This window comes from Streptomyces sp. SA15 (assembly GCF_002291145.1).
Taxonomy (GTDB): domain Bacteria; phylum Actinomycetota; class Actinomycetes; order Streptomycetales; family Streptomycetaceae; genus Streptomyces.
The window spans coordinates 45,494-62,397 of the sequence record NZ_NTGE01000036.1; the positions used below are offsets into that span (position 1 = coordinate 45,494).

At 71.6% G+C, this 16,904-nt stretch carries 16 protein-coding genes and 1 pseudogene; 12 read left to right on the plus strand and 5 right to left on the minus strand.

Features of this window, described 5'->3' with window-relative positions:
- Positions 1-19: 19 nt before the first annotated feature.
- Positions 20-1,519: an IucA/IucC family protein gene (locus CLM62_RS05860; RefSeq protein ID WP_095748789.1), complete on the minus strand. Its 1,500-nt coding sequence runs from the start codon at positions 1,517-1,519 to the stop codon at positions 20-22.
- Between the two features lie 92 nt (positions 1,520-1,611).
- Between CLM62_RS05860 and CLM62_RS05865 the strand changes: the two genes are divergently transcribed.
- The 9 genes and pseudogenes from CLM62_RS05865 (at position 1,612) to CLM62_RS05900 (ending at position 9,216) form a co-directional block, all read left to right on the plus strand.
- Complete coding sequence (locus CLM62_RS05865; RefSeq protein ID WP_095748790.1) at positions 1,612-3,135, plus strand: IucA/IucC family siderophore biosynthesis protein; 1,524 nt, start codon at positions 1,612-1,614, stop codon at positions 3,133-3,135.
- A gap of 54 nt (positions 3,136-3,189) precedes the next feature.
- The gene (locus tag CLM62_RS05870) at positions 3,190-3,489 is read left to right on the plus strand and encodes an NAD(P)H-dependent oxidoreductase (RefSeq protein ID WP_218835560.1); all 300 of its coding nucleotides are present in this window, start codon (positions 3,190-3,192) and stop codon (positions 3,487-3,489) included.
- A gap of 83 nt (positions 3,490-3,572) precedes the next feature.
- Positions 3,573-4,361 carry an SDR family NAD(P)-dependent oxidoreductase gene (locus tag CLM62_RS05875; protein WP_095748791.1) on the plus strand — a complete coding sequence of 263 codons (789 nt, stop codon included), beginning with the start codon at positions 3,573-3,575 and terminating at the stop codon, positions 4,359-4,361.
- A 24-nt stretch (positions 4,362-4,385) separates the two neighbouring features.
- Positions 4,386-4,700, plus strand: a pseudogene (locus tag CLM62_RS05880) (acetyl-CoA carboxylase biotin carboxyl carrier protein subunit); the annotation flags it as partial.
- A gap of 103 nt (positions 4,701-4,803) precedes the next feature.
- Positions 4,804-5,709, plus strand: a complete 906-nt coding sequence (locus CLM62_RS05885; RefSeq protein ID WP_095748792.1) for an alpha/beta fold hydrolase — start codon at positions 4,804-4,806, stop codon at positions 5,707-5,709.
- A gap of 338 nt (positions 5,710-6,047) precedes the next feature.
- Positions 6,048-6,122 (plus strand): putative leader peptide, encoded by a 75-nt coding sequence (locus tag CLM62_RS52920; RefSeq protein ID WP_373559114.1) that lies wholly within the window; start codon positions 6,048-6,050, stop codon positions 6,120-6,122.
- Positions 6,123-6,371: 249 nt separating this feature from the next.
- Complete coding sequence (locus CLM62_RS05890) at positions 6,372-7,625, plus strand: vanadium-dependent haloperoxidase (RefSeq protein WP_095748793.1); 1,254 nt, start codon at positions 6,372-6,374, stop codon at positions 7,623-7,625.
- A gap of 395 nt (positions 7,626-8,020) precedes the next feature.
- A complete protein-coding gene (locus CLM62_RS05895) occupies positions 8,021-8,935 on the plus strand; it encodes a HipA family kinase (protein WP_095748816.1) in 915 nt (304 codons plus the stop codon).
- The gene (locus CLM62_RS05900; RefSeq protein WP_095748794.1) at positions 8,932-9,216 is read left to right on the plus strand and encodes a SelT/SelW/SelH family protein; all 285 of its coding nucleotides are present in this window, start codon (positions 8,932-8,934) and stop codon (positions 9,214-9,216) included. Before CLM62_RS05895 ends, CLM62_RS05900 begins: the two co-directional genes overlap by 4 nt.
- Before the next feature lie 4 nt (positions 9,217-9,220).
- Here CLM62_RS05900 and aceB read toward each other — a convergent pair whose 3' ends face one another.
- Positions 9,221-10,843: a malate synthase A gene (gene aceB, locus CLM62_RS05905; RefSeq protein WP_095748795.1), complete on the minus strand. Its 1,623-nt coding sequence runs from the start codon at positions 10,841-10,843 to the stop codon at positions 9,221-9,223.
- 200 nt (positions 10,844-11,043) lie between these two features.
- Positions 11,044-11,643 carry an NTP transferase domain-containing protein gene (locus CLM62_RS05910; RefSeq protein WP_095748796.1) on the minus strand — a complete coding sequence of 200 codons (600 nt, stop codon included), beginning with the start codon at positions 11,641-11,643 and terminating at the stop codon, positions 11,044-11,046.
- A gap of 285 nt (positions 11,644-11,928) precedes the next feature.
- Here CLM62_RS05910 and CLM62_RS05915 point away from each other — a divergent pair, with 285 nt between their 5' ends.
- A complete protein-coding gene (locus CLM62_RS05915; protein ID WP_179381956.1) occupies positions 11,929-12,216 on the plus strand; it encodes a DUF5955 family protein in 288 nt (95 codons plus the stop codon).
- A 93-nt stretch (positions 12,217-12,309) separates the two neighbouring features.
- Here CLM62_RS05915 and CLM62_RS05920 read toward each other — a convergent pair whose 3' ends face one another.
- Positions 12,310-13,113 carry an IclR family transcriptional regulator gene (locus CLM62_RS05920; protein ID WP_095748798.1) on the minus strand — a complete coding sequence of 268 codons (804 nt, stop codon included), beginning with the start codon at positions 13,111-13,113 and terminating at the stop codon, positions 12,310-12,312.
- A gap of 258 nt (positions 13,114-13,371) precedes the next feature.
- On the opposite strand from CLM62_RS05920, the gene allB reads away from it, so the two are divergent.
- Positions 13,372-14,712: an allantoinase AllB gene (allB, locus tag CLM62_RS05925; RefSeq protein ID WP_095748799.1), complete on the plus strand. Its 1,341-nt coding sequence runs from the start codon at positions 13,372-13,374 to the stop codon at positions 14,710-14,712.
- Between the two features lie 54 nt (positions 14,713-14,766).
- Positions 14,767-15,897: an allantoicase gene (gene alc, locus CLM62_RS05930; RefSeq protein WP_095748800.1), complete on the plus strand. Its 1,131-nt coding sequence runs from the start codon at positions 14,767-14,769 to the stop codon at positions 15,895-15,897.
- Between the two features lie 194 nt (positions 15,898-16,091).
- Here the strand turns inward: alc and CLM62_RS05940 are convergent, their stop codons facing one another.
- On the minus strand, positions 16,092-16,859 hold the full coding sequence (locus CLM62_RS05940) for an SDR family oxidoreductase (protein WP_095748802.1): 768 nt from the start codon (positions 16,857-16,859) through the stop codon (positions 16,092-16,094).
- Positions 16,860-16,904: the final 45 nt, after the last annotated feature.

The following is a 16,904-nucleotide window of genomic DNA, read 5'->3' on the forward strand; positions in this document are numbered from 1 at the left end:
CGCGCTCCAAAACGGCTGCTCAGTGCAGCGGATTGGGCAGCGCGGTCCACTGGTCCCCGGGCGTGCCCGGGGAGAGCCGCATCAGCGTCAACGCCTTGGCGGGCAGCGGCTCTTCGAGCAGTGCGAGAAGGTCCGGCGTGCGCGGAAGGTCCGGTACGGCCGTCTCCAGCGCCGCCCGCAGCGCCGCCGCCGAACCCGCCGTACCCGCGAGGGCCCCCGCAACCAGCGACCCGAACAGCTTGCGCCGCAGAGTCGTTTCGTCGTCCGTGACGATCCGGCCGGTCAGCTCCGGGACCGGGATGCCGTGCCGGGCCAGCCGGACGGGACTGACCCGGATGTCGGCGAGGTCGCGGTAGACCAGACGCAAGGGGGCGCCCGACGAGGACAGGACGACCAGGAGGTTCTGGCCGTGCGCCTCCAGGGCCACCCCCAGGTCCAGCAGCCGCAGCCCGACCGTGAGGGCGAGCCGGGCGAAGTCGGCGAGCCAGGCGGGCGAGCCGGGCAGCTCGGTGGTGGTGAGGGCCGCCACCGGCACGACCCGCTCACCTCGCTCCGTGGCCGCGTACACCTGCGGCGACTCCCGCAACACCGCCGCCAGATCGGGGGAGTCGGCCGTGACCGCGCCCAGCGTGCGGGTGACGTGCAGCAGGCCGTCCATGCGGTCCGCCAGCGTCTGCGCGAACGCCGAGAGGATCGCGGACAGGCGGATCGAGTAGACGGAGATGTCCCGCACCGACGAGGTCAGCCGCGCGCTCAGTGCCGTCTTGACGTGCGGTCCGTCCGGCAGGGCCAGGGTGCGCAGGGACATCAGCGGATGCGCGTCCAGCCCCGCATCGCCAGAACGTTTCAGCACATGCTCCGCCTGCCACGGATGCACCGGCACCAGCAGCCGTTCCCCCTCCCGCATCGCCTCCGGCCACTCACCCGTCACCAGGCACTCGCCCGCCGGGACCGGCACCAGCCCCAGCCGCACCAGCGGCCCGTGCTCGGGGCCGTAGGCGAGCTGCTCCGCCACCGAGAAGCCGGGCCGGGAACGGCAGTTGGGGTGGTACGGATGCCCGTCGACCACCCGCTGCTCCCACTCCCAGTCCTTCGCCGGCCACTCCTTCGGGCGCGGTCGCCGTCCGGCCCGGGACAGCGCCAACGAGGCGACACTGTGGCCGAGCTCCGCGGCGAGGCCGCTGCCGTGCGGTACGGCGAGATCGGTCATCAGCCGCGCCGGATCGTCGTACGACAGGTCGTCGAGCAGTACGGCGGTGACGTACGTGGCGGTGGCGTACGGGTCCGGATGCGGACCGAGCAGACGGCGGCCGTCCGAAAGGCGCAGGGCGAGTCCCTCCCGCCCTGCCGTGCGGGACGCGACCCACGGCAGCGGTTCATGGGCGAGCGCACGCCACAGGCGGGTCAGCACGGCCGCGCGGGCACCGGGCAGTGCGGCCGTGTACCGCGGCAGAAGGCCGGGGCGTACGGCGGCCAGCTCCTCGGCGACCTCTGCCTCGACGGTGGAGGGACGGTGCACGGTCGGGCTCCTCGGGTACGAGTGGTGTGTCACGACAGGTGGTGACGACAGACATACTGATCGTCTCCGCCCGAACGGACCGTAGAGAACGAGTGGAACGCGTGGATCCCTTCCCCCCACCCTCCGCCGACGACGCCGCACCGCGCGACGACGTGGCGGACCGCGCCGACGCCTACGCGGCGGCGCCCCTCCTGAACTGCCTGCTGAGGGAGGTGGCCGAGCCCCTCCGGGGCGCCGGCCGACGCCGCACGTACCGGCTGCCCGGTGGCCGGATGCTGCGGGTCCGGGGCGAGCGGCGGCCCGCCGAACCCGAGGTGTACACCGCGGACGGCTGGCGGCGCGTCGGCCACCCGGAACTCGTCAAACTCGTCGCCGAGGAACTGGTCCGGCACACCGGCCTGCCCAACCACGAACTGCCCGCCGAGATGATCGACAGCCGGGACGCGGTGGCCGCCCTGCTCACCGCCCGCGCCCGCGCGACGCCCCCCGACGACCCCTACCTGCTCTCCGAGCAGTCCCTCCTCACCGGCCACCCCCACCACCCCGCGCCCAAGGCGCGGGGTGGTGGCCCCGTCGCCGGCTGGCTGCCGTACGCGCCCGAGGCGCACGCCCGCTTCCCGCTGGCGCTGCTCGGGCTGCGCGCGGACACGGTCGTCGAGGAGGGCGACACCTTGGCCCTCGACACCCTCGGCGAGGCCCCGCCCGGCTACCGGCTGCTGCCCGCCCACCCCTGGCAGCTCGACCTGGCCGCCCGCGACCTCGCCCCGGCCTTCGCCGACGGCCGCCTGATCCGGCTGGGCACGACCGCGTTCGAGACCTGGCCGACGGCCGCGATCCGCACGGTGTACGCACCCGAGCGGGACCTGTTCCTGAAATTCAGCCTCGATGTGCGCATCACCAACGACATCCGCCGGCTGTGGCGGCACGACCTGCTGAAACTGCGCCGGACGGACACGGCGGTCGTCTCGGCCTTCACCGCGCTCGACGGCCCTGCGGCCTGGTTGAGCGACACCGGCTACCGCACCGCCGACTTCGCCTTCGAGGAACTCGCCGTCCTGGTCCGCGACGGACTGCGCGGTCACCTGGTGTCCGGCACGACCCCGCTGCTCGCGGCCGGTCTGGTGGAGGGCTTCACCGGCAACCCGCTCGACAGTGCGGCCGATCCGGCGGCCTGGTGGGGGGCGTACCTGGCCCAGGTCGTGCCCCCGGCCCTGGCGGCCTTCGCCGACCACGGCGTCGTCCTCGAAGCACACCTGCAGAATACGCTGGTCGCCGTCGACGCCGACGGCACACCGGTGCAGGCGCTGTTCCGGGACGCCGAGGGCGTGAAGCTGCTGCCGGAGGTGTCCCGGGCGGCCGGCTGGGAGCGGCTGGTGTACTGCCTGGTCGTCAACCACCTCACCGAGGTCGCCGCGGCCCTGGCCGAACGCCGGCCCGGCCTCGACCCCTGGCCCGCCGTACGCCGCGAACTCTCCCGCCACGACCTCCCCGAGATCCCCGCCCTGCTCACCTCGCCCACCCTGCCCGGCAAGACCAACCTGCTGCTGCGGTGGACGGGCGCGGACGGGGCGGACGCCCGGTATCTGCCGCTGCCGAACCCGCTGGCCCGTACATGATCTGAATCACCCAGGGCCTGATCGGCTCGGCCTCGGCGGCGCCACGCCGTCTGGGTGACCCTGCCGTGGCTGCCGCTCGCGGGGAAGTCCGCCGTGATCCTCAGTGCCCGCGGCGGCGCCTACGGCCCCGGTACTCCCCGGGAGCCCTTCGACTTCCAGGAGCCCTTCCTGCGCGCCTACTTCTCGGTGCTGGGGCTCGAGGACGTGGAGTTCGTGCACACCGAGCCCACCCACGCCCCGGTCATGCCGTTCCTGGAGCAGTTCAAGGACGCCCACGAGGCGTCCCGCACCGCCGCTCTGGACGCGGTCGAGGCGCTGGCCACCCGCGTACCGGCGCAGACCCCCACGGCCTGAGCCGTACCGGCGGCCGGGCGGACCCCCGGGCCGACCCGGCGTCACGCAACGCACTCACGTACGAAGAGAGGACATCCCGCACGATGGATACCGCACTCAAGGACCGTGTGGTCCTGGTCACCGGTGCTTCCACCGGTATCGGCGCCGCGACCGCCCGGGCCTACGGCCAGGAGGGCGCCCGCGTCGCCATCACCTACCGCAACAATCCGGAGAAGGCCGAGAAGGTCGCCTCCGAGATCGAGGCCGCCGGCGGGCAGGCCTTAGTGGTCCGGCTCGACCTGGAGGACCTGCGCACCGTCGAGGAGGCCGCGAACACCGTCGTCGAGCAGTGGGGCGGGATCGACGTGCTCGTCGCCAACGCCGTGCGCTGGGGCGGCGACGGCCCGCCGGACCCGAGCATCCGCTTCGAGCACGTGTCGCTCGAGGAGTGGCAGGCCATGATCAGCGCCAACCTGATCGGCGCCGCCGCCCAGGTCCGCGCCGTCCTGCCGAGCATGCGCTCGCGCGGCTGGGGGCGAATCGTGCTGATCTCCTCCAGCGTCGCCGAGGAGGGCGTGCCCGGCCCCGGTCCGTACGGAACGGCCAAGTCCGGTCTCTACGGCCTCGCCCGCAGTCTCGCCTGGGAGGCCGGCCGGGACGGCATCCTGGTCAATGTCGTGGCTCCCGGCTTCACCCTGACCGACAGCCGCCCGCCCATCCCCAAGGCCATCACCGACAAGCTGGCCTCCGGCACGCCCACCCGTCGTCTCTCCGACGCGGACGATGTCGCCAAGCTGGTCCTGTTCCTCGGCTCGGGGGCCAACGGCAACCTCACGGGCGAGGTCGTCCGCGACGGTTCGTCCGCCGCCCGTGCCCCTCACGTCGGTCCCTGACGCGCCGGCTCCTCCATACCACCCCTGCCCTCCTGCCTGGGCATGTCGCCGGCCCGCACCGGCCTCGCGGCGGGCGCCGAGCCCAAGCGCCGCGCGGCGAAGAAGTCCGGCCCCGCCGCCTCCGGCGACGCCCTCGCCTCCCCGATGCAGGGCACCATCGTCAAGGTCGCGGTCGAGGAGGGCCAGGAAGTCCAGGAGGGCGACCTGATCGTCGTACTCGAAGCGATGAAGAGGGAACAGCCGCTGAACGCGTACAAGCCCGGCACCATCAAGGGCCTCTCCGCCGATGTCGGCGTGTCGATCACGTCCGGCGCCGCGATCTGCGAGATCAAGGACTGACCCGTACGACACACAACGGCCCGCCGCCCCCTCTTTCGCGTCCCCTCACCGTAGGAGCAGCCATGCCCGCCCGGCCTCGCCCACACCTCGCGCACACGAACCCATGACCGCGTCGGCAGCACAAAGAAACGTCTCCGGTTCGGTCCGCAGGATCACCGTCGAAGCCGGGGGACTGCTCCTGTCCGGACTCCTCGGTGAACCGGAGCACGAGCCGACGCGCGCCGTGGTGGTGGCCCTGCACGGCGGTGGACTGAATTCCGGGTACTTCGACGCCCGAACCCGACCAGGCCTGTCGCTCCTGACCCTCGGGTCGAGCCTCGGGTACACCGTCCTCGCCCTCGACCGCCCAGGCTACGGCCTGTCCGCCGCCCGTCTGCCACGAGGCCAACGTCTGGTGGACCAGGCCGCGTCCGTACACGCCGCACTCCAGGACTTCGCCTCCCGTCACGCGACCGGAGCGGGAATCCTGCTCCTGGCGCACTCCTTCGGCGCCAAGGTGGCCCTCGGCGTCGCCGCGGACCTGGCTGACGAGAGCCTGCTCGGACTGGATCTGTCGGGCATCGGTCATGTGTACCAGGCGGAGCGGTACGACCTGCCCGACGCCACCAGGAACGGGGGCTGGAAGCGGAACTGGGGCCCGTTGTACCTCTACCCGCCGGGCACTTTCCGCCAGGGCCATACCCCTGTCGAACCGATGCCTCCCCAGGAGGCCGTGGACGCCGCCCGTTGGCCCGAGCGCTTCCACGCCCTGGCGCCGTGCGTCCGCGTACCCGTGCGGCTGACCTTCGCGGAGCACGAGTCCTGGTGGCGACACGACCCCGACGCACTCACAGACCTCACCGCCGCCTTCACCGCCGCCCCACGCGTCACCATCGACCGCCAGCCGGCCGCCGGCCACAACATCAGCCTCGGCTGGGCAGCACGCTCATACCACCTGCGTGCTCTGGCGTTCTTGGAAGAATGTCTTGTGTCCCGTGCGACCGACGCGAACTCCGGCCCAGAAAAGTGAAACGGCCTGTTTCTCCGTGTGCCTTCCGGCTGTCCTCCTCCGCGAGTGTGCGGGCGTGGGCGGTGAAAGACCTGCCAGTGGGGGCGGACCTGCGGCGATGCCGTGGTATCGCGACGATTGACCCAGGCGTCCGGCGGGAGCGCCTCGCCGTACGCATACCGCCGACGGACGTCGCGTGGGAGACCTGGGCCGTCCCGAGCCTCTGACGGCCCTCCGGGTCCGTGCGTTCGCGGCTGGGTAACGGACGCGTGGCGGCGACGCGAAACCCTCGTTGCAATGCGGCGCGACCAACTTCCCCCTGTTGACCGGTACTTCGGCCGTGGATAGCGTCGTCGGCCATGCGGTCCACTCTGCGGTTCACCCAGCGACGCGCCGTCGATCTGATGCGCGTCGCCGCCGCGCTGTGTAGCTGACCCGTCATCGCGCCGCCGCGGCGGCCCACACCTCGAACGGCCCCTCGTGTCGGTCCCGTTCGCCCGCGTGCGCGCCTGGGTGCCCGGCAGCCCAGCTCACCCACGCAAGCCCAGCTGACCAACCCAATCCCAGCTGACCAACCCAATCCCAGCTGACCGACGCAAGCCCAGCTCACCAACGCAAGCCCGCGATCCCGCACGTCCCCGATCTTTCATGTCCGCGATCCCGCACGTCCGCGAAGGAGTCCCGTGAACCCGTTCAGAACCCGCCGTTCCGCCCTGGTGACGCTGGGCTCGGCCGTCCTGCTGGCCGGCGCCGGCACCGCCCCGTCCGCCGCGGCGGAGGAACGGCCCGCCCGCCCGTCCGCCGCGCTCGACTGGTACGACACGACGGCCGCGACCATCGCTGCCGGTGGGGCCACGACCCAGATCACCAACAGCCGGACCTGGGGCATCAGTTGGCTCGCGGCGGCCCGAGCCACCCGCGAGGTGCCGCCCGGCGTCGACCGAAGGGACTTCCAGGACGCGGCCCTGGCATCCGCCGTACACGATGCCCTGGTGGCACTGATCCCGTCCCGCACCCAGGAACTGGACACCGCGCTGCGCACGACACTGGACCGCTTTCCGGACGGACCGGCCAAGGCGAAGGGCCTGGCGGCCGGTGCCCGCCAGGCACGACTGGTCCTCGCCTCGCGGAAGGGCGACGGTCTCGACCCGGCTTCGGTGAACGCGCCGTTCACCGTGCCGCCGGCGGCCCCCGGCGTGTGGCAGCCGACGCCGCCCGCCTACGCCCCGGCCGCACAGTACGGCAACCGGATCGCCCGGCCCTTCCTGCTGGACAGCCCCGACCAGTACCGGCTGCCCGCGCCGCCCGCCCTGGACTCCGCGCGCTACCGGGCCGATCTGGCCGAGGTGCGGGCGTTCGGGGCCGTGGACAGCACCGTACGCACGGCGCTGCAGACCGAGACCGCCACCTTCTGGCTCGGCTCTTCACTGACGCTGTACACCGAGCCGCTGCGGATCGCCCTGGCCCGGTCGCCACGGTCCGTCCCCGCACAGGCCTCGCTGGTGGCGCTGTTCCACATCGCCCTGGTGGACACGCAGATCGCCACGTCCGACACCAAGTACGCCCACCTGCGCTGGCGCCCGGTCACGGCCATCCGCACCGGCACGATCGACCCCGACCCCAACTGGACGCCACTGCACGTCACGCCGGCTCATCCCGACCACCCCAGCGGCCACAACACGTACTCGGGAGCGGCGGAAACGATCCTCACGGCGCTCACCGGGCCGCGCACTGCACCGTTCGAGCTGGCCAGCCCCACCGCCCCCGGAGTGACGCGCACGTACACGGCCTGGAGTCAGCTGTCCCAGGAGAACGAGGACGCCCGCGTGTACTCCGGCATCCACACCCGCTCGGCCGACGTGGCCGGCCTCGCTCTCGGCAAGCGGGTCGCGGTGCACGCGCTGCGCAACGCGGGGCGCCTGTTCAACGTGTGGTGAGCGACGCCTGCCGGCCACCCGGCGGCGCCGTCCCGAACATTCCCTACTCGAATGTGGCCGCCGCCTCTCGCGGTGCCTGGGCCACCGCCTGGGGAGAGTCCGGGCCCGGTGCGCCCGGGTGGTAGGTGACCGAGCGGAGGGCGCCGGTGTAGCGGAAGACACCGTGGCGCTCGTATGCCCCCAGCCCGTCGCCGATGAGGTCCGCGACCTGGCCCGTGACTTTGGCACGGTGGCTCGGTCACTCCTCGCCGGCTGTCACGCTCGGTTACTATCTCGGCATGCCAGTCGAAACTCCCCAGATTCTCCCCAGGGCTGATCACGGAGAGATCCCTGGATTGCACCCGTTTGGGGTTGACCGTGGATTTTAAGGCAATAGAGCCGTGGAGCCTGGGATGGTGTTGAGGGAGGTCGCTGCAACCCGCTACATCGCGCCCCTGAGGTCCGGCGGCTCCGTGCCCGGAGTCGTCGAGGCCGACGACCTGGGCACATACGTCGTGAAGTTCACCGGCTCCGCGCAGGGCCGCAAGGCGCTGGTCGCCGAAGTGATCGTGGGCGAGCTGGCGCGCGCCCTCGGGCTGCGGTTCCCCGAGCTGGTCCTGGTGCACTTCGACCCGGCGATCGCCGAGCACGAGCCCCACCAGGAGGTGCGGGATCTCCACGGCGCCAGCGCGGGAGTCAATCTCGGCATGGACTACCTGCCGAGCGCGAAGGACTTCACCCCGGAGGTCGCGAAGGTCTTCCGTGTGGATCCGCTGGAGGCCGGCAGGATCGTCTGGCTCGACGCCCTGACGATCAACGTGGACCGTACGGTGCACAGCTCCAACCTCATGGTCTGGCCGACGTTCGGGACCGTGCCCCCGCGCCTGTGGCTGATCGACCACGGCGCCGCGCTCGTCTTCCACCACCGCTGGGACGGCACGGACCCCGAGAAGTCCTACGACTTCCGCCACCACGCCCTCGGCCACTACGCGCCGGACGTACGCGCCGCCGACGCCGAGCTGGCGCCGAAGGTCACCGAGAATCTGTTGCGGGAGATCACGGCCGAAGTCCCGGACGCCTGGCTGGCCGACGAGCCGGGCTTCGCCACGCCCGACGAGGCCCGGGAGGCGTACGTGAACCACCTCTACGCGCGCGTGCGGGCCTCCGCGGCCTGGCTCCCCACCGACTTCCCCACCCGGGAGGAACTCGCCGCCGAGGAGGCCCTCCGGGCGGCGCGCACACAGCAAGGCCGGCCGAACTGGCTCAAGTGGGTCCCCGACCTGCACGGCAAGCCGGCCGCGGAACAGGATGGGGCGGTACACCTCGGATGACAGCTCAGCCGGATGTCCAGCGCGTCGAGATCGAGTACTGCACACAGTGCCGCTGGCTGCCGCGTGCCGCCTGGCTGGCCCAGGAACTCCTGACGACCTTCGAGACCGAGCTCACGGAACTGTCCCTGAAGCCCGGCAAGGGTGGCGTCTTCGTCGTCCGTGTGAACGACGAAGTGGTGTGGGACCGGCGCGAGCAGGGCTTCCCGGAGCCCACGGCCGTGAAGCAGGCCGTACGCGACCGAGTGGCCCCGGAGAAGTCCCTGGGCCACTCGGACAAGTGAGGGCTCAGCCCTCCAACTGCTCGTAGGCCGGGAGGGTGAGGAAGTCCGCGTAGTCCTCGTCGAGCGCGACCTCCAGGAGCAGGTCGTGGGCCCGCTGCCAGTGACCGGCGGCGAAGGCCTCCTCGCCCAGCTCGGCGCGGATGTTCCTCAGCTCCTCCGCGGCGACCTTGCGGGCCAGCTCCGGCGTCGCCTTCTCGCCGTTCTCGAACTCCACGCCCGCGTTGATCCACTGCCAGATCTGCGAGCGGGAGATCTCGGCGGTCGCCGCGTCCTCCATGAGGTTGAAGATGGCGACCGCGCCGAGGCCGCGCAGCCACGCCTCGATGTAACGGATGCCGACCTGGACGGCGTTGACGAGACCGTTGTACGTCGGCTTGGCGTCCAGCGAGTCGATGGCGATCAGGTCGGCCGCCTTGACGTCGACGTCCTCGCGCAGCCGGTCCTTCTGGTTCGGCTTGTCGCCGAGGACCCGGTCGAAGGACTCCATGGCGATCGGGACCAGGTCCGGGTGCGCGACCCAGGAGCCGTCGAAGCCGTCGTTCGCCTCGCGGTCCTTGTCGGCGCGGACCTTCTCGAAGGCGACCTTGTTGACCTCCGGGTCCCGGCGGGAGGGGATGAACGCCGCCATGCCGCCGATCGCGTGCGCCCCGCGCTTGTGGCAGGTGCGGACGAGGAGTTCGGTGTACGCCCGCATGAACGGGGCCGTCATCGTGACCGCGTTGCGGTCCGGGAGGACGAACTTGGCTCCGCCGTCACGGAAGTTCTTGACGATGGAGAACAGGTAGTCCCAGCGGCCGGCGTTCAACCCGGAGGCGTGGTCGCGGAGTTCGTAGAGGATCTCCTCCATCTCGTACGCGGCCGTGATCGTCTCGATCAGCACGGTCGCGCGGATGGTGCCCTGCGGGATGCCGACGTAGTCCTGCGCGAAGACGAACACGTCGTTCCAGAGGCGGGCCTCCAGGTGCGACTCCGTCTTCGGGAGGTAGAAGTACGGGCCCTTGCCGAGATCGAGCAGGCGCTGGGCGTTGTGGAAGAAGTACAGGCCGAAGTCGACCAGGCCGCCCGGAACCTGCTCACCGTCCACCTGAAGGTGACGCTCGTTCAGATGCCAGCCGCGCGGGCGCATGACGACGGTCGCGAGGGACTCATCGGCCTTCAGGGCGTACGACTTGCCGGACTTCGGGTCGGTGAAGTCGATGTTCCGGGTGTAGGCGTCGATCAGGTTGAGCTGACCGAGGACCACGTTCTCCCAGGTCGGTGCCGAGGCGTCCTCGAAGTCCGCGAGCCAGACCTTGGCGCCCGAGTTCAGCGCGTTGATGGTCATCTTGCGGTCGGTGGGGCCGGTGATCTCGACCCGGCGGTCGTTCAGGGCGTCGGGAGACGGGGCGACCTTCCAGGAGTCGTCCGCGCGGATGGCGGCGGTCTCCGGGAGGAAGTCGAGGGTGGAGGTGCGGGCGATCTCGGCGCGGCGCTCGGCGCGGCGGGCGAGGAGCTCGTCACGCCGGGGCGTGAAACGGCGGTGCAGCTCGGCCACGAAGGCGAGGGCCGCTTCGGTGAGGACCTCCTCCTGCCGGGGCAGGGGCTCGGCGTCGACGATGGCCAGCGGGGACGGCGCTGGTGCGGACATGAGCTGTCACTTCCTTCAGCGAGCGTGGCACCGGGTGCCAGTCGACCACGGTACGGCGGAGAACGCCCGGGGAGGGGACGGGCGGCTCTGGGCAGTGGATACTAGTTTCCTCATGGTGGAAGTTCAATGGTTTGTTGATGTCGAGATTCTCTGCGTCGAGGCAAGGTGGCGCTCGGTGCCACGGCACTTACTCACGGTCCTCACTCAAGGTGTGCGAGATCCTCCGGCGTGTCGATGTCGTACGGCCGCGCCACGTCCCCGCACTCGACGAGCGTGATCGCCTCCTCGTGCGCCTTCAGATAGGCGCGTGCCCCCCGGTCGCCGGTCGCAGTCGCGGCGATGCCGGCCCAGTGGGCGGAGCCGAAGAGGACCGGGTGCCCGCGTACGCCGTCGTACGCGGCCGAGACCAGGGACGTCTCGTCCCGGTACGCGGCGCGGACGCGGGCCACCGCCTCCGGGCCGATTCCGGGCTGGTCGACGAGCGAGACGAGTGCGGCCCGGACTCCTGTCCCGGCGAGCGAGTCGAGCCCGGCACGCAGGGAGGAGCCCATGCCCTCGGTCCACTCCGGGTTCTCCACCAGTACGCACCCGGACAGCTCCGCCCGCTCCCGTACAGCGGCAGACCGCGCCCCCAGGACCACGTGGACGCGCCCGCATCCCGCCGCCCGCAGCACCCCGACCGCGTGCTCCACGAGCGGCCGTCCCCGGTGTTCGAGCAGTGCCTTGGGCCGCCCGCCGAGCCGTCGGCCGCCTCCGGCCGCCAGGAGCAGCGCGGCGACCGGGTCTTCCTTCTGTGTCATGGATCCCTGCATACCTGACCCCTAGGGGGCTTCTGATGGATCTCTGCGGCGTTGCGGCGTCCGGTGCGGAGATCCATCAGAAGCCCCCTAGCCGACGGCTCGGTTTCCTTGGGCTGAATTTCCGTCCGCACAGTGGCGCCCGGCGCACCGGGTGGCGTTTAATGCCCGCGTCCCCGGCGCCCGACCAGCACGGCGGGGGCGCTCGGCGGGATCACGACGTGACGGCGCACAACGGCGTGCGAGGGGGGAGTGCCTGTGTTGCGGAGCTTGGGGCAGAGACGACCGGTGACCGGCAGCGACGAGGACCCGAGAGTGGCGGAGCTGCGGACGGCCGTGTCCCGGCTGCGCCGCGAACTCGCCGCTCACCCGGCCGAGTTCCATGATCGCGTGATCGCGGAGGACGAGCTCGCCGCCCTCGCCGCCATGACGACCGACGGCGCCCCCGAGGTCGCTCGACTGCGCCGCTCCCTCCTGCTGATCGCCGGCGCGATCGGCTCCGTCAGCGCCCTGGCGGGCGGCCTGTCGGAGGTCCGCCGGGCGGTGGAGCTGTTCGGCGAGCCGCCGCGCCGCTGAGAAACGGCCGCGGCCCCCGGTCCGTGAGGGCCGGGGGCCGCTTTGCGCGAGGGTGCGACGTCGGGCGGCCGGCCCGGGCGGGCACGCGCGGATTCAGGAGGTCGGACCGCCCGAGCTCGCCAGTGCCTCCGACAGCTCCGCCGCCACCTGTTGCAGTACCGGCACGATCTTCTCCGTCGCCGCCTCGGTCACCCGGCCCGCCGGGCCCGAGATCGAAATGGCGGCGGCGGTGGGGGAGTCGGGCACGGAGACGGCGAGGCAGCGCACGCCGATCTCCTGCTCGTTGTCGTCGATCGCGTACCCCCGACGCCGTACGTCCTCCAGGGCGGCGAGGAAACCCTCCGGCGTGGTGATCGTCTTGTCCGTCGCGGCGGGCATGCCGGTGCGGGCGAGCAGGGCGCGCACCTCGCTGTCCGGGGTGTCGGCCAGCAGGGCCTTGCCGACGCCCGTGGAGTGCGGCAGCACGCGCCGGCCGACCTCGGTGAACATGCGCATCGAGTGCTTGGACGGCACCTGCGCCACGTAGACGATCTCGTCCCCGTCCAGCAGCGCCATGTTCGCCGTCTCGCCGGTCTCCTCGACCAGGCGGGCGAGATAGGGCCGCGCCCAGGTGCCGAGCAGCCGGGAGGCGGACTCGCCGAGGCGGATCAGGCGCGGGCCGAGCGCGTACCGCCGGTTGGCCTGCTGGCGTACGTATCCGCAGGCCACCAGCGTGCGCATGAGGCGGTGGATGGTGGGCAGCGGCAGCCCGCTGCTCGTGGAGAGCTCACTCAGGCCGACCTCGCCACCCGCGTCCGCCATCCGCTCGAGCAGATCGAAGGCGCGCTCGAGGGACTGGACGCCACCACTGGCGGGGGACTTGGCGGAGTCGGTGGTGCTGGCGCTGGACGTCGGCACGGCGTTCCTTTCGGGACTGACGGGAAGAGCAGAAGCCTACCCGCCGGTCGGTTGACTCCCTGCTTGTGCATAGCTACGTTCTGCTTACCGGAATGCTAATTCCGTGTTGTGGAAACGTCCAGAGTGGGAGCCTTTGGAGGCTCATGGGGAAGTGTGCCCTTGACGGCGCGAGAGCGGGAGTGAAGACTCCTTCAACAGAACGTTGAATTCCGTTACGTGGAAGTAAACGGCGGCAGAGGCACGGCGAGAGGGGTTCGGGTGTCCGACGTAGAACTGGTGCTGCGCTCGACGCGCGTCATCACCCCGGAGGGGACGCGTGCCGCCTCGGTCGCGGTCGCAGGCGGCACGATCACGGCCGTACTCCCGTACGACGCCGAGGTGCCGTCGGGCGCCCGCCTGGAGGACGTCGGCGATCACGTCCTTCTGCCCGGCCTCGTCGACACCCACGTGCACGTCAACGACCCCGGCCGCACCGAGTGGGAGGGCTTCTGGACCGCCACCCGCGCCGCGGCCGCCGGCGGCATCACCACGCTCGTCGACATGCCGCTCAACTCCCTCCCGCCGACGACGACGGTCGAGCACCTGCGTACGAAGCGGGAGGTCGCCGCCGACAAGGCGCACATCGACGTCGGTTTCTGGGGCGGCGCCCTGCCCGACAACGTCAAGGACCTGCGCCCGCTGCACGAGGCCGGCGTCTTCGGCTTCAAGGCGTTCCTGTCACCGTCCGGCGTGGACGAGTTCCCGCACCTCGACCAGGACCGGCTTGCCCAGTCCCTCGCCGAGATCGCCTCCTTCGACGGCCTGCTGATCGTGCACGCCGAGGACCCGCACCACCTCGACGCCGCCCCGCGGCACCGCGGCCCGAAGTACGCCGACTTCCTCGCCAGCCGCCCGCGCGACGCGGAGGACACGGCGATCGCGAACCTCATCGCGCAGGCGAAGCGGCTCGGCGCGCGCGTGCACGTGCTGCACCTGTCGTCCAGCGACGCGCTGCCGCTGATCGCCGAGGCCAAGGCGGAGGGCGTACGGATCACGGTCGAGACCTGCCCCCACTACCTGACCCTGACGGCCGAGGAAGTCCCGGACGGCGCCAGCGAGTTCAAGTGCTGCCCGCCCATCCGCGAGGCCGCCAACCAGGACCTGCTCTGGCAGGCACTGGCGGACGGCACGATCGACTGCGTGGTCACCGACCACTCGCCGTCCACGGCCGACCTGAAGACGGACGACTTCGCGACGGCGTGGGGCGGCATCTCCGGGCTCCAGCTGAGCCTCGCGGCGGTGTGGACTCAGGCACGCAGACGCGGCCACGGCCTGGAGGACGTGGTCCGCTGGATGTCGTCCGGTACGGCACGGCTGGTGGGCCTCGATGCCCGCAAGGGCGCCATCGCAGCGGGCCGCGACGCCGACTTCGCGGTCCTCGCGCCCGACGAGACGTTCACCGTGGACCCGGCGGCCCTCCAGCACCGCAACCGCGTCACGGCGTACGCGGGCAGGACCCTGTACGGCGTCGTGAAGTCGACCTGGCTGCGCGGCCGACGCATCGTCACGGACGGCGAGTTCACCGAGCCGAAGGGTCACCTGCTCACCCGGACCCCCTGAACCCCTTCCCCCGCACCCGCAGCGGCCGACTCCCGAAAGGAACCCCTGATCACCGTGACGGCACAGCATCGATCTCCTTTGGCTCGCTTCACCGGCGACGCGAACCCCTACGGAGGCGGCGACCCGTACGCGGACTACCGCACGGCCGACTTCCCCTTCACCCAGTACGCCGACCTCGCCGACCGGCAGCTCGGCGCCGCAGTCATCGCCGCCAACGACGAGTTCTTCGCCCAGCGCGAGAACCTCCTGGTACCGGGGCGCGCGGAGTTCGACCCCGAGCACTTCGGCCACAAGGGCAAGGTCATGGACGGCTGGGAGACGAGGCGGCGCAGGGGCGCCTTGGCCGACCACCCGTGGCCGACGTCCGAGGACCACGACTGGGCGCTGGTCCGCCTGGGCGCGCCGGGCGTCATCCGCGGGATCGTCGTCGACACGGCCCACTTCCGCGGCAACTACCCACAGGCCGTGTCGATCGAGGGCACGTCGGTGCCGGGCTTCCCGTCGCCGGAGGAGCTGCTGGGGGACGACGTGAAGTGGACGACGCTGGTACCGCGCACCCCGGTGGGCGGCCACGCGGCGAACGGCTTCGCGGTGTCGGTCGAACAGCGCTTCACGCACCTGCGCGTCAACCAGCACCCCGACGGCGGCATCGCGCGCCTGCGTGTGTACGGCGAAGTCGTCCCGGACCCCGAATGGCTGGAGGTCCTCGGCACCTTCGACGTGGTCGCCCTGGAGAACGGCGGCCAGGCCGAGGACGCCTCCAACCTCTTCTACTCACCCGCCACCAACACCATCCAGCCGGGCCGCTCCCGCAAGATGGACGACGGCTGGGAGACCCGCCGCCGCCGCGACCAGGGCAACGACTGGATCCGCTACCGGTTGGTGGCCCAGTCCCAGATCCGCGCGATCGAGATCGACACGGCGTACCTGAAGGGCAACAGCGCGGGTTGGGCATCGGTCTCGGTGAAGAACGGCGGGGACGGCGAGTGGACGGAAATCCTCCCGCGCACCCGCCTCCAGCCCGACACCAACCACCGCTTCATCCTCCCGACCCCCGCCGTCGGCACGCACGCGCGCGTGGACATCTACCCCGACGGCGGAATCTCCCGCCTTCGCCTGTTCGGCTCGCTGACGCAGGAGGGCGCGGGGAGCCTGGCGGCACGGCACCAGGAGCTGGGAGGTTGAGAAGCTGAGCCAGCGCTGACGGGGCTGACTGTGCAGCCCCGGTCGGCGCCATCCAGCCCGTCCGGCGTTTGAGGACGAGGCCCTTCGGGCCGAAGCGGGGGTCTGGGGGACGGCAGCCCCCAGCGGGGTCGAAGGGGCGGAGCCCCTGGGGAGGGGAAGGGTAGGGGCGGCGGGGACGAAAACACCCCCCGGCATCAGGCCGCATGCCCCCCGTCCACCGAGAACTCCGCCCCCGTCACATACGCGGCCCCCGCCAGATGCACCACCATCCCCGCCACCTCCTCCGCCGTCCCGAACCGCCCCAACGCCGTCATCGCCGCCTGCCCCGCCGCATACGGCCCGTCCGCCGGATTCATATCCGTGTCGATCGGCCCCGGATGCACGATGTTCGCCGTGATCCCCCGCACCCCCAGCTCCCTGGCCAACGCCTTCGTCAACCCGACCAGCGCCGACTTGCTCATCGCGTACAGCACCCCGCCGGGCCCCGGCACACGCTGGGTCATGCACGTGCCGACGGTGATGATCCGCCCACCCGCCCCCATCCGCGCGGCAGCCTCCTGAGAGGCCAGAAACACCCCGCGCACGTTCACGGCGAGCACCCGGTCCACATCGCCGAGCGAAAAACTCTCCAAGGGTCCGAGAAGGCCCACCCCCACGTTGTTCACCAGCACGTCGAGACGCCCCCCGAGCGCCTCCGCCGTACGCGCCACCGCCCCCGCGGCCTCCACCGCGTCCGCGGAGTCCGCGCGCAGGGCCACCGCCCGACGCCCCAGCGCCTCCACGGCCCGTACGACGTCCTCGGCCGCCTCCTTGCCGTTCACGTACGTGAGGGCCACATCGGCGCCCTCCCGGGCCAGCCGCACCGCCGTCGCCGCGCCGATACCGCGGCTGCCGCCGGTCACGAGGGCCACCTTGCCGTTCAGGAATCCATGGGATCCATCGGATCCGTGCGAAGTCGTCATGGATCCATCCCAGCGGTCGGCGCTCCGACACGCTGGCGGCGAACG